We start from the raw sequence: 12,901 nt of genomic DNA on the forward strand, positions 1-12,901 counted from the left end.
TCGCTCGATGCGCCGTCCCGGGTCCGTGGGCGTCCGCAGATCGGGCGACGGCTCCCCGCCACCCGCGGCCGTGCCCGACCCGAGGCACGCCGAAGGGCGCGGGAGAACCCCGCGCCCTTCGCCGTCCCCCTGCGGGGCCTCGCGGACCGGCGTCGTTGCCGGGCCATCCCGTGCGAGGCGGTCAGGCGGGAACCAGCGCGTCCTGCGCGCGCGGCTCGGCCGGCGCCTCCCGCGCCGGTGCGAGCCCGTGGACCGACCAGCCCGCCGCACGCCAGGCGCGCTCGTCGAGGCAGTGCCGGGCGTCGACGACCTGCGGGCTGGCCACGAGAGCGCGCAGCCGGGCCGGGTCGGCGTGGGCGAACTCGTCCCACTCGGTGAGGACGAGCACGACGTCGGCGCCCGCGACCGCCTCGGCCACGGACGCCCCGTAGCCCAGCGTCGGGAACTGGCGCTGCGCCGTCGCGCCCGCCTGCGGGTCGAACACGACCACCTGCGCGCCACGCAGGTGCAGCGCCGCGGCGACGTTGAGGGCGGGGGAGTCGCGCACGTCGTCGGTGCGGGGCTTGAAGGCCGCACCGAGCACCCCGACGCGGCGGTTGAGCACCGAGCCGCCGCACACCTGCAGCACGGTGTCGATGACCCGCTGCCGCTGCGCCATGTTGATCTCGTCGACCTGCTGCAGCAGCGTGGCCGCCCGCCCGGCGCCGAGCTCGCCCGCGCGGTGCGCGAGGGCGCGGATGTCCTTGGGCAGGCAACCGCCGCCGAACCCGAGGCCGGCGTCGAGGAACTGCCGGCCGATCCGGGCGTCGTGGCCGAGCGCGTCCGCGAGCACCGCGACGTCGGCGCCCGCCGCGTCGCACACCTCGGCGATCGCGTTGATGAAGGAGATCTTCGTGGCCAGGAACGCGTTGGCGCTGACCTTGACCAGCTCGGCGGTGGGCAGGTCGCAGCGGATCAGCGGCGTGCCGTCCTCGACCGGACGGGCGTAGACCCGCAGCAGCGGCTCGACGTCGGTGCCGGGCTCGCTGCCCACGACGATCCGGTCGGGTCGCAGGGTGTCCTCGACCGCCTTGCCCTCGCGCAGGAACTCGGGGTTCCACACGAGGTCGACCTCGACGCCGTCGGGCGCCGCGGCGCGGGCCAGGGTGCGCAGCCGGGCCGCGGTGCCGACCGGCACGGTCGACTTGCCGACGATCAGCCCGTCGTGCGTGAGCGACCGGGCGACCGCCAGCGTCGCGGCCTCGACGTAGGACAGGTCGGCGGCGTTGCTGCCGCGCTGCTGCGGGGTGCCGACGCACACGAAGTGCACGTCGGCCGCCGCGACCGCCTCGGCCACGCTGGTCGTGAACCGCAGCCGGCCGGTCTCGGTGTGCCGTCGCAGCAGCTCGGGCAGCCCGGGCTCGTAGAACGGGACCTCGCCGCGGGCGAGCGCGTCGATCTTGGCGGGGTCGGCGTCGACGCCAACGACGTCGAGGCCGAGCTCGGCCGTCGCGGCGGCGTGGGTGGCGCCGAGGTAACCGGTGCCGATGACGCTGACGACGGGTGCGGCGGTGGTGTCGGTGGACGGGCTCATGGGTCCTCCCGGGTGGGGTCGGTGGCTGGTGGTCGGTGCGAGGCGGAGGAGGCGGCGGACGTTGCGCGGTGGCACGGGTGCTCCTGGTCAGTACGGCTGCAGCTGGTACCCGAGGGCGGGGTCGAGGAGGCCCTCCCGGAAGGCCTCCAGGGAGTCGGCGCGGGAGTCGATGCGCCAGTCGTTGGTGGTGCGCTGGCCCTCGACGTAGGTGGTGATCGCGAGGTTGAACCAGGCGAAGCCGAGGATGTCGTCGTTCTCCGGCTGGGCGAGGCCGTCGAAGAACGAGGTGACCCAGGCGGGCTTGTGACCGCCGGTCTCGGACGCGCCGACCTCGGCGAGCAGGATCGGTTTGTCGGTGAGGTCGCGCAGCTGCTCGAGGCTGGGACCGAACGTGTAGTCGAAGGTCCACGTCTGGCCGTCGCGGTACGGGGGCCGCAGGTAGCCCGACAGCCCGACCCAGTCGACGTAGTCGTCGCCCGGGTACAGCGACGCGAGGTGCTCGGGCGTCTTGTGCGCGGCGGGCAGGTTGTTGATGATGTTCGGCGCCCAGATCCACACGACGAGCTCGTTGGCGCCCTCGGCCTCGAAGATGTCGTGCACGTGCCGCCACACCCGCACGTAGTCGCCGGGGCTGTTCCCGTTGATCGGGGCGCCCGAGCTCGTCGTCTCGCTCCACGGGTACCAGGTGCCGTTCATCTCGTGGTTGAACCGGATGCCGAGCGGCAGCCCCAGCTCGACGATGTCGCGCGCGTAGGTGCGCAGGTAGTCGTCGAACGCGCCGGAGAGGATCCGCGGCAGCGAGTACTCGGGCTCCTCGACGACGTTGTTCGGCGACCCGATCGGGCGCGACTCCCACGTGAGCACCGGCATCGTGTCCCGCGCCCACGAGCGCTCGACGGCGTCCGGCCGGAACGGCTGGTCCCAGCCGCCGAAGTAGCCGACCACGTTGGGTCGGACGCCGACCCGCGAGGAGGTGTCGTCGTAGGTGGCCCAGTTGAACGGCGCCTGCTGGGTGTACATGCCGTACAGCGGCAGCTCCGGCGCGAGGAGGTCGGCGAGCGGCGGCGCGGTGACCGGCGGCTCGGGCGGTGGTGTGGGGCTCGGCGACGGGCTCGGCGAGGGCCCCGGGTCCGGGGTTGCGCCGTCGCCCCCCGACGGTGACGGCGCAGGCATCGTGGGCGGGGGAGCGTCCGCGCCGCCGGTGCCCGGCCCGGGGTCGTCGGCCCCGGGCCGCGTGCGGGCGGCGGCGAGCGCGGACTCCAGCCGCACGTTCTCCCCGCGCGAGGACGCCAGCGCCTCGTTGGCCGTCTCCAGCGCCGCCTCGAGCTCGGCGACCTGGTTCTCCAGCTCGCTCGTCGTCGCGGTCTCGGCCGCGTAGGCCTGCTGGAGCGAGGCCAGCTCGGCGACCAGCTCGTCGGGGTCCGGCCCGGGGTCGGTCTCCAGCCGCTCGATGACCGAGGCGAGCAGGTGGCGCGACAGCGCCGCCTGCGGCGACGCCCACACCAGCGCGCTGACACCGGTGAGGGCGAGCGCGACGACGAGCGCCATGACGGTCGCCTTGCGGGCGGTGGTGGCGTCGCCGCCGGCCCACCATGCAGCGCGGTGCTCAGACAACGAGTGCTCCCTGGATGGCGAGGAGGGTGGCCCCGATGACGTAGGGCCAGGCGGCCTTCGGGTTGAGCCGGCGCTGCGGTGGCGGCGCCGGCGCCGCGACGCGGGCGCGGGCCGCGCGCCGCGGCGAGGTGGCGACGGCTCCCGGGGTGTGCGGCTCGGTGTCGAACCCCAGGCCCGCCAGCAGCTCCTCGTCGGACGCCTCGGCACCCCGCACGATCGGGCGGCCCGACTCCGCCAGGCGGTCGACGAGGGCGTCGTTGGACGCGCCGCCCGCGTAGGCGCCCGCCCGGGTGCCCCAGCCGCTCGCGTGGCCCATGCGGAAGAACCCGATGATCCGGATCGGCATGAGGAACGCCGTCGAGAACAGGATGAAGAACGGCAGCCGCAGCAGGTCGCTGGGCTTCTCGGCGAGGTGCCGCAGCTGGCGCAGCGCCATCGACAGCACCGAGGACACCACCATCAGCGCGAGCACCATGAGGATCCCGCTGTGCAGGCCGTACTCGTCGAGGAAGCCCGCGTAGAAGTTGTGCCCGGCCCCGACCGCCGCGCGGTAGACCCAGCCGCCGATGACGCCGGCGAGCAGGAACGGCAGCACGATGTCGAGGACGAAGAAGAACGCCAGCACCGGTGCGTGCGCCAGCATCCACGGCAGCATCCGCAGGGTGTTGTACTGGCTGCCGCGGGCCCACCGCAGCTGCTGCTTCGCGAGCTTCTTCAGCCGCAGCGGGGCGTCGGTGTAGACGAGGCTCGTGTGCTGGTAGACGGTGCGGTAGCCGGCCTTGAGCGTGAGGTTCGTCAGCGTGCGGTCGTCGCTGACCTCGAGGAACACCCCCATGAACCGCTCGGTCATGAACTTGTCCATGACCCGCATGAGGATGTGGCGACGGAACGCGATCGTGCGGCCGGGCAGGCAGCCGACCTGGCCGAGCACGCTCTGGGCCGGCATCGCGTACAGCGCTCGGGAGTTCTCCAGCCAGTCGGCCCACCGGGTGATCCAGGAGCGCTCCGGCTCCAGGATCCGCTGCCGGGTCGTGACGCCGCCGACCGACTCCTCGACGAACGGCCGCAGCAGCTCGACGAGCGTGCCCTCGGTCCACACGGTGTCGCTGTCGACGAGGACGGTGATCTCGCCGGTCGACAGCTCGGTGCCCACCTTGACGGCGTTGCGCTTGCCGGGGATCGGTGTGTGCACCCACCGCACGAGCGGTGCGAGCTCCTCGCAGACGCCCTCCAGCGCCGGGTTCCGGTCGCCGTTGATGACGACGATGATCTCGCCCGGCTGCTGGTCGACCATGCGTCGGAGGACGTCACGGAACAGGTCGACCGGTTCGTCCACCACCGGCACGACGACGCTCGTGGTGCCGGTGAAGGTGCCGGTGAAGGGCCGGTAGCGCCTGGACAGCACGACCTTGACCGCCCACACCAGCCAGATGAGCGCCGAGTACACGGCGAACATGTAGATCTCCGGGTGGCCGCCCAGCATGTGCCGGACCTGCAGGAGAAAGATGAACATCGACCCTCGTTCCGCACTCGTCACGTGTGGTGATTCGCGACGTCGGGAACCCTGGCTCGCGTCTCGAGTATCAGCAGGCGCCCGGCGCCCGTGCAACGGCTGCCGGCGACCCGGATCGGCGGGAACATGCGTGTAACGGACGGCGTGTCCGACCGTCGGCACGGCGTGGTCGGCCGCTCAGAGGCGGCTTCCGCGGGTCGTGCTCGCAGGGTGGACCGGTCGCGTCCTCGCAGGTCAGCGGCACGCTCGCGCGTCGTCGTGGGCGCGGTCGAGGTGACCGGCGCCGAGGGGGACCGGGACGGTCCCCGGTGGGGTGACGTCGTCGGACGCGCGCGAAGATCGACACGTCATCTTTTACGCGGGGGTAACACCCGTGCTCGGGATGCGGGCACCCTCCGGACGTGACGGAGGGTGCGAGGTCTGCCTCGCACCCTCCGCGCCCCCTGCGTCGTCCCGGCGCAGCCGACCGACCCCGCGGCCGACGTCAGTGCACGACGGCCTTCTCGGCGCCGACACCGGTCATCGCGCGGACCTCCATCTCGGCCTGCTTGGCGTCGTCGGTCTCGTTCGACGTGATCGTCCCGAGCCAGCCGGCGAGGAACCCGATCGGCACCGACAGCAGGGCCGGGTTGGTGAGCGGGAACCACGCGAAGTCGACGTCGGGCAGCATCGCCGTCTCGCTCCCGGAGACCGCGGGCGAGAACACGATGAGCACGAGCGCGCTCGTCAGGCCGGCGATGATGCTCCACAGCGTCCCGCGGGTGTTGAACCGCTTCCAGTACAGCGAGTACAGGATCGAGGGCAGGTTCGCGCTCGCGGCGATGGCGAACGCCAGCGCGACGAGGAAGGCGATGTTCTGCCCGTTGGCGAGGATGCCGCCGACGATCGCGAGCACCCCGATCACGACGGCCGTGATGCGCGCGACCCGCACCTCCTGCTCCGGCGTGGCCGAGCCGTTGCGGATCACGCTGTTGTAGACGTCGTGGCTGAACGACGCCGAGGCGGTGATCGTCAGGCCGGCGACGACGGCGAGGATGGTCGCGAACGCCACGCCGGAGATCACGGCGAGCAGCACGGTGCCGCCGAGCTCGAACGCCAGCAGCGGCGCCGCGGAGTTGACGCCGCCCGGGGAGTCGCGGATGACCTCCGGCCCGACGAGCACGGTCGCGCCGTACCCGAGGATCAGCGTGAACAGGTAGAACGCGCCGATGAGCGCGATCGCCCATGCGACCGAGTGCCGGGCCGCCTTGGCGGTCGGCACCGTGTAGAACCGCATGAGCACGTGCGGCAGCCCGGCCGCCCCCAGCACGAGCGCGATCGCGAGCGAGACGAAGCTGAGCTTCGACATCTCGCTGCCGCCGTACTGCAGCATCGGCTCGAGGATCCGGGTGCCCTCCGGAGACGCCTCGGCGGCCTTGGCCAGCAGCGCGGAGATGTTGAAGCGGTTCTGGACCAGCACCCACAGCGTCATCACGGCGGCGCCGGCGATGAGCAGCGCCGCCTTGATGATCTGCACCCAGGTGGTGCCCTTCATGCCGCCGACCAGCACGTAGACGATCATGATGACGCCGACGACGGCGATGACGAGGCCCTGCTGCCCGGGGTCGGAGACGCCCAGCAGCAGCGCCACGAGCCCACCGGCGCCGGCCATCTGGGCGAGCAGGTAGAAGAACGACACGACGAGGGTCGAGGTGGCGGCCGCCGTCCGCACCGGCTTCTGGCGCATCCGGAACGACAGCACGTCGGCCATCGTGTACTTGCCGGTGTTGCGCAGCGGCTCGGCGACGAGCAGCAGGGCGACGAGCCACGCCACCAGGAACCCGACCGAGTAGAGCAGGCCGTCGTAGCCGTAGAGCGCGACGGCTCCGGCGATGCCGAGGAACGACGCCGCCGACAGGTAGTCGCCCGCGATCGCGATGCCGTTCTGCCGGCCCGAGAAGGCCCGGCCGCCCGCGTAGTACTCGGTGGCGGTGCGGTTGCCGCGCGAGACGCGCAGCACGATCGCGAGCGTGATCGCGACGAACACCCCGAAGATGACGATGTTGAGCAGGTGGTTGCCGACGTCCATCAGACCTGCCCCTCCTCGATCTCGACCCGGATCGCCTCGGCCTTCGGGTCGATGCTCCGGTTCGCGTGGCGCACGTACAGCCACGTGAGCAGGAACGTCGTCACGAACTGCCCGAAGCTGATGAGCAGGCCGAGGTTGACGTCGCCGATCACCGGCGTCGACATGAGCTCGACGGCGTAGGTCGAGAGCAGGACGTACAGCAGGTACCAGACGAGGAACGCGACCGTCATCGGGAACGCGAAACCTCGGAAGGACCTCTTGAGCTCGTGGAACTCCGGCGACGCCTGCGTGCGCCGGAACACCTCCGGATCGGGCTGACTCTGTGTCTCGGTCACGTGCACCTCCCCGTCCCCCCCGCGACCCATCGTGGCGCAGGGGCACCGCACGCACAGGCGAACGAAGGATGAAGCGTCAACCGATCTGGGTCGCCCGACGAGGCGTCGTGGCCGGGTCAGCCCGTGCCCGCCGGGCTCACTCGCCCGGCAGCACCATGCCGACCTGACGGCGGATCTCGTCCATCGCCACCTGGGTGCCGATGATCTCCGCCCACGGGCGGACGGGCGACTCGAGCTCGCCCGCGTGCACCCGCCGGGCCACCTCGGCGGCCTGGAACTGGAAGCCGCCGGTGACCTCGGGTGCGACCGTCCACGGCTCGCCGTCGGTCGGGTGCACGGTGAACGAGGTGGGCGCGTAGTACGTCTCGGCGACGGTGATGCGGCCGGCGGTCCCCGCGATCTCGGCGACGTTGTGGGTGCGGGCGAGCATCGTCGTCGACAGCTGCGCGACCGCGCGCTCGTAGCCGAACGTGATCGCGAGGGTGGCGTCCACGCCGGCGTCGGTCAGCCAGCCGGTCGCGTGCACGCTGCTCGGCTCGCCGAGCACGTCGAACGCGAACGCGACCGGGTAGATGCCGAGGTCCAGCAGCGCCCCGCCCGCCAGCTCCGGGCGCGCCATCCGCGGCACGTGCGCGATCGGCTGGCCGTGGCTCGCGACGAGCGTGACGACGTCGCCGATCGCGCCGGAGGCGATCGTCTGCCGCAGCGCGACCATGTGCGGCAGGAACCGGCTCCACATCGCCTCCATGGCGAACACGCCGCGCTCGCGGGCGGCGTCGAGCACCTCGCGCGCCTCGGCGGCGTTGCGCGTGAAGGACTTCTCGACGAGCACGTGCTTGCCGGCCTCGATCGCCAGCAGCGCGTGGTCGCGGTGCTCGGAGTGGGGCGACGCGACGTAGACGGCCTCGACCTCGGGGTCGGCGACCAGGTCCTCGTAGCTGCCGTGCGCCCGGGCGACGCCGTTGGCGGTCGCGAACTCCTCCGCCCGCTCGCGCGAGCGCGACCCGACCGCGACGACCGCCGAGGCGGTGTGCTGGGGGATGTCGGCGGCGAACTTCCGCGCGATGCCGCCGGCGGCGAGGATGCCCCACCGCAGCGGCGGGGCGTCGGCGGGATCCGGGCCGAGATCGAGGGTCATCGTCACACCCTAGTGAGGCCGCGGGGGCACCCCGCGTGGTGTCTCGCGCAGGGGCTCCGGGGTGTCGGTCGCTGCGGCTACTGTGTGGCGGGTGGCCGGCCTGTTCATCTCCTTCGAGGGTGGCGACGGCGCCGGCAAGTCCACCCAGCTCGCGCTGCTCGCCGCGTGGTTGCGCGAGCAGGGGCGCGAGGTCGTGACCACCCGGGAGCCGGGCGGTACCGACCTCGGTCGCTCGGTGCGCGAGCTGCTGCTGCACGGCGACGACGTCGACGAACGCACCGAGGCGCTGCTGTACGCCGCCGACCGGGCGCACCACGTCACCACCCTCGTGCGGCCGGCGCTGGCGCGCGGTGCCGTCGTGCTCACCGACCGCTACCTCGACTCCTCGGTCGCCTACCAGGGCGGCGGCAGGGGCCTGACGGCGGAGCGCGTCGAGGAGCTCAACCTCTGGGCGGTCGATGGCCTGCTGCCGCGGCTGACCGTGCTGCTCGACCTCGACCCCACGCAGCTGCCGGCGCGGCTCACCGGGGCGCCCGACCGGCTGGAGCGCGCCGGCGCGGAGTTCCACCACCGCACCCGGCAGGCGTTCCTCGAGCGCGCCGCGGCGCACCCCGAGAGGTTCGTCGTGCTCGACGCCGCGCGCCCGGTCGAGGAGATCGCGGCCGAGGTCCGCGAGCGCGTCGCCGCGCTCGACGACGCGGAGGGTGCGCGATGAGCCTGTGGGACGCCGTCGTCGGACAGGACGACGTGGTGGCGACGCTCACCCAGGCCGCGGCACGGCCGGAGACGATGACGCACGCCTGGCTGATCACCGGCCCGCCGGGCTCCGGGCGCTCGGTCGCGGCGCGCGCGTTCGCGGCGGCGCTGCAGGCGCCGGACGACCCCGAGGGCACCTCCCACGAGGCGCGCACCGCGTTCTCGGGCACCCACGCCGACGTCACCGTCCACGTGACCGAGCGGCTGATCATCACGATCGAGGAGGCGCGCACCCTCGTCGAGACCGCCTACCGCTCGCCCGCGCAAGGGCGGTGGCGGGTCATCATCATCGAGGACGCCGACCGCATCGCGGAGCGCACCTCGAACGTGCTGCTCAAGGCCATCGAGGAACCGCCGCCGCGCACCGTGTGGCTGCTGTGCGCGCCGAGCCCGATGGACATGCTGCCGACGATCCGGTCGCGCTGCCGGCAGATCAACCTGCGGGTGCCCGACCCGCAGGCGGTCGCCGACCTGCTGGTGCGGCGCGACGGCGTCGACCCCGACCTGGCGCTCGAGTGCGCTCGCGCGGCGCAGAGCCACATCGGCGTCGCCGGCCGGCTGGCCCGCAACCCGGAGGCGCGCGCGTACCGGCAGCGGGTGCTGGAGATCCCGTCGCGGATCCGCGGCGTCGGGGACGCCGTCGTCGCGGCCGGCGAGCTGGTCGAGTCGGCGACCGAGCAGAGCAAGGTCGCCACCGCCGAGCGCGACGCGGAGGAGCGCATCGAGCTGATGCGCACGCTCGGTGTCGCCGAGGGGCAGACGCTGCCGCCGTCGCTGCGCGCGCAGGTGCGCCAGCTCGAGGAGGACCAGAAGCGGCGCGCACGCCGGTCGCTGCTCGACACGATCGACCGCGCGCTCGTCGACCTGCTCTCCTACTACCGGGACGTACTGGTGCTGCAGCTGGGTGCGGACGTCGACCTGGTCAACACCTCGGCGCGCACCTCGATCGAGGAGATGGCGCGCACCAGCACCCCCGAGCAGTCGTTGCGGCGGATGCAGGCGATCGGCCGCACCCGGGCGCGCTTCGACGAGTACGGCACGATCGCGCCGCTGCTGGCGATCGAGTCGCTGTTCATCGCGCTGCGACCGCAGGGCTGAGCGGGCACCCCTGCCCACCGGCGGGGTCCGGTGCGCTCGGACGGTCTCCCTAGACTGAGCGGGTGCGTTCGAGGAGAGGGGCCGGCGTCGCCGCGCTCGCGACGGTCATGCTGGGTCTCGTCGGGTGCTCTGCTCCCGCACCGATGATCCAGCCCGCCGGGGACACGATCGACGGCGGTGCACCGCCCGAGCTCGCGCCGTTCTACTCGCAGGAGGTCGAGTGGACCGACTGCGGCAGCAACTTCGACTGCACGCGCGTCGAGGTCCCGATGGACTACGACGACCCCGCCGGCGAGACGATCGAGATCGCCGTCAAGCGGTTCAACCACACCGGGGACGCCGCGGTCGGGACGATGTTCGTCAACCCGGGCGGCCCGGGCGGGTCGGGCATCGAGTTGGTCGAGGCCACCACCAGCTACTTCTCCCGCACCCTGCAGGACTCCTTCGACATCATCGGGTTCGACCCGCGCGGCGTGGGGGAGTCGCACGGCGTGCGCTGCTTCGACGACGCCCAGCTCGAGGAGTGGTACTCGAAGGTCTACGACCTCGACACCGACGAGGGCTGGGAGGACTACGTCGCGGACAGCACGGCCTACGGCGAGGCGTGCCTGGAGAACACCGGGCCGCTCATGGAGCACCTCGACACGGTGAGCGCGGCGCGCGACCTCGACATCCTCCGCGGCGTCGTCGGCGACGACACCCTGACCTACCTCGGCTTCTCCTACGGCACCTTCCTCGGCGCGACCTACGCCGACCTGTTCCCGGACCGGGCGGGCCGGCTCGTGCTCGACGGCGCCGTCGACCCCGCGCTGGGCTACGCCGAGATCGCCGCCGGTCAGAACGTCGGGTTCGAGCGGGCGTACCGCTCCTACCTCGAGGACTGCCTGGGCGGGTCCCGCTGCCCGTTCACGGGCACGGTCGACGAGGCGTGGGACCGCACGGTCGCGATGCTCGACGAGCTCGAGGCGACGCCGCTGGAGACCGAGGACCCGGATCGCCCGGCGACGGACGCGACCCTGATCAGCGCGATCATCCTCGCGATGTACAGCCCGGCCTGGTGGCCGACGCTGACCAGCGCGCTCACGCAGGCGCTCGACGGCGACGGCAGCCAGCTGCTGCTCATGGCCGACTACGCCGCCGAGCGCGACGAGGACGGCCACTACCCCGAGGACGAGGGCGCGTTCCGGCTCATCGACTGCCTCGACTACCCGGTGACGCTCGACCGGGAGGAGATCACCGCGAACGCCGACGCGCTCGCGGAGGCGAACGACCTCTTCGGCCCCTACCTGGGCTACGGCGAGGTGGGGTGCGCGACGCTGCCGTTCCAGTCCAGCGCCGAGCGGGTGCCGATCGTGGCCGAGACCGCGCCGCCGATCGTCGTCATCGGCACCTCGCGCGACCCGGCGACCCCCTACGAGTGGGCCGAGTCGCTCGCCGACCAGCTCGCCAGCGGCGTGCTGCTCAGCTACGACGGCGACGGCCACACCGCCTACGGCTCGACCGACTGCATCGACGAGGCGGTCGACGCCTTCCTCGTCGAGGGCACGGTCCCGCCCGACGGGCTGCAGTGCTGACCCGCCGCGGGCGGTCGGGTTGATCGCTCTGTGCCAGGTGCGACCAGGCTCACGCAGCCGCGTCGCGGGCTCGATTCGACCCACCCCGGAGGCTTGGGTAAAGTAGGCGGTCGCCGGACCGTGTCCGGCAGCGCCGCCTTAGCTCAGTCGGCAGAGCGATTCACTCGTAATGAATAGGTCGTGGGTTCGATTCCCACAGGCGGCTCCACCCGTGCGGCCCGGACGAGATCTCGTCCGGGCCGTTCGCGTCCGCGGCGGGGCGCACCCCCGCCGTCGGCCCGCGCGTGCAACGATCTGCCCGACGGCGACACACCCTCGGCAGGGGGCGGCCCGCCCTCACGACCCCGCACGCCTGCGAACGGAGCGCCGATGGTCCCCGACGACGCGACGCCGTCCGCGCCGCGCGACCGGGCCTGGTTCGACGCGCTGTTCGCCGCCCACGCCCGCGACGTGCACCGGTACTTCCTGCGCCGTGCGCCGCACGACGACGCCGAGGACCTCGCGGCCGACGTGCTCGCCACCGCGTGGCGACGACGCGACGACGTGCCCGAGGGGCACGAGCTGCCCTGGCTGTACCGGACCGCGGGGTTCGTGCTCGCCAACTACCGCCGCAAGGGCCGCCCGGTGCCGGTCGACGAGCTGCCCGACGACGTCGACGGCAGCTACGCGGCCGACCCGGGCGACATCGTCGTCGAGGACGACGAGGTGCGCGAGGCGCTGCGGCGGCTGAGCCCGCGCGACCGCCGGATCCTCCTGCTGCACGTGTGGGAGGGCCTCGACGGAGAGGGGCTGGCGGAGGCGCTCGGCATCAGCCGCGGCGGTGCGGCGGCGGCGCTGTCGCGGGCCCGAGCCCGGCTGCGCGAGGCGTGGCAGGGGAGGGTGGAGGCGTGAGACGGCTCACCCGGGTGCAACACGGCCGCCGCGCAGCACACATCCGCACTGACGAACCCCACCGGTGCGTGGAAGGACGACCATGAACGCCGACGACGAGGCCCTCGCCCGGCTCCGGGCCGCGGACCCCGCGCGCGAGGCGAGCACCGACCTCGCGGCGCTGCGCCGCGCCGTCGAGCTGCGCACGGCCGCCGACGACGCAGCGAGCGTCCCGACCGACGACGAGCGCGCCGTCGAGCAGGCGCACGAGCGCGACGAGCTCGCCGCGCGGCGGGCCCGCCGAGGGCGGCGCCGCGCTTGGCTCGCGGGCTCCGCGGCGTCGCTGGTCGTCGGGACCGGCG

The 12,901-nt window shown here is 73.1% G+C and carries 11 protein-coding genes and 1 tRNA gene; 6 read left to right on the plus strand and 6 right to left on the minus strand.

From position 1 onward, the window contains the following. Positions 1–181 precede the first annotated feature (181 nt). The 6 genes from GPA02_RS16355 to GPA02_RS16380 all read right to left on the minus strand — a co-directional run bounded on the left by GPA02_RS16355 (position 182) and on the right by GPA02_RS16380 (position 8,241). Positions 182–1,573, minus strand: a complete 1,392-nt coding sequence (locus GPA02_RS16355; protein ID WP_156201514.1) for a UDP-glucose dehydrogenase family protein — start codon at positions 1,571–1,573, stop codon at positions 182–184. 87 nt (positions 1,574–1,660) lie between these two features. Next, positions 1,661–3,187, minus strand: a complete 1,527-nt coding sequence (locus GPA02_RS16360) for a glycoside hydrolase family 26 protein (RefSeq protein WP_240134101.1) — start codon at positions 3,185–3,187, stop codon at positions 1,661–1,663. Next, positions 3,180–4,700, minus strand: a complete 1,521-nt coding sequence (locus GPA02_RS16365) for a glycosyltransferase (protein ID WP_156201515.1) — start codon at positions 4,698–4,700, stop codon at positions 3,180–3,182. The genes GPA02_RS16360 and GPA02_RS16365 overlap by 8 nt, the downstream gene beginning before the upstream one ends. A gap of 484 nt (positions 4,701–5,184) precedes the next feature. Continuing rightward, on the minus strand, positions 5,185–6,768 hold the full coding sequence (locus GPA02_RS16370; RefSeq protein ID WP_156201516.1) for a solute symporter family protein: 1,584 nt from the start codon (positions 6,766–6,768) through the stop codon (positions 5,185–5,187). Next, a complete protein-coding gene (locus tag GPA02_RS16375) occupies positions 6,768–7,133 on the minus strand; it encodes a DUF485 domain-containing protein (RefSeq protein WP_156201517.1) in 366 nt (121 codons plus the stop codon). The genes GPA02_RS16370 and GPA02_RS16375 overlap by 1 nt, the downstream gene beginning before the upstream one ends. Before the next feature lie 106 nt (positions 7,134–7,239). Further along, entirely contained in the window at positions 7,240–8,241 is a 1,002-nt protein-coding gene (locus GPA02_RS16380) for a Gfo/Idh/MocA family protein (protein WP_156201518.1), read from the minus strand. A 91-nt stretch (positions 8,242–8,332) separates the two neighbouring features. Between GPA02_RS16380 and tmk the strand changes: the two genes are divergently transcribed. The 6 genes from tmk to GPA02_RS16410 all read left to right on the plus strand — a co-directional run. Next, positions 8,333–8,956: a dTMP kinase gene (tmk, locus tag GPA02_RS16385; protein ID WP_204986659.1), complete on the plus strand. Its 624-nt coding sequence runs from the start codon at positions 8,333–8,335 to the stop codon at positions 8,954–8,956. Beyond that, complete coding sequence (locus GPA02_RS16390; RefSeq protein WP_156201519.1) at positions 8,953–10,095, plus strand: DNA polymerase III subunit delta'; 1,143 nt, start codon at positions 8,953–8,955, stop codon at positions 10,093–10,095. The genes tmk and GPA02_RS16390 overlap by 4 nt, the downstream gene beginning before the upstream one ends. Positions 10,096–10,157: 62 nt before the next feature. Beyond that, the gene (locus GPA02_RS16395) at positions 10,158–11,669 is read left to right on the plus strand and encodes an alpha/beta hydrolase (RefSeq protein ID WP_156201520.1); all 1,512 of its coding nucleotides are present in this window, start codon (positions 10,158–10,160) and stop codon (positions 11,667–11,669) included. 132 nt (positions 11,670–11,801) lie between these two features. Continuing rightward, a tRNA-Thr gene (locus tag GPA02_RS16400) sits at positions 11,802–11,877 on the plus strand. 161 nt (positions 11,878–12,038) lie between these two features. Continuing rightward, positions 12,039–12,560: an RNA polymerase sigma factor gene (locus GPA02_RS16405; protein ID WP_156201521.1), complete on the plus strand. Its 522-nt coding sequence runs from the start codon at positions 12,039–12,041 to the stop codon at positions 12,558–12,560. Positions 12,561–12,642: 82 nt separating this feature from the next. Then, on the plus strand, positions 12,643–12,901 hold a 259-nt coding region (locus GPA02_RS16410; protein WP_156201522.1), incomplete at its 3' end, for a hypothetical protein.

The sequence above is a fragment of the Actinotalea caeni genome (genome assembly GCF_009733795.1).
Taxonomy (GTDB): domain Bacteria; phylum Actinomycetota; class Actinomycetes; order Actinomycetales; family Beutenbergiaceae; genus Pseudactinotalea; species Pseudactinotalea caeni.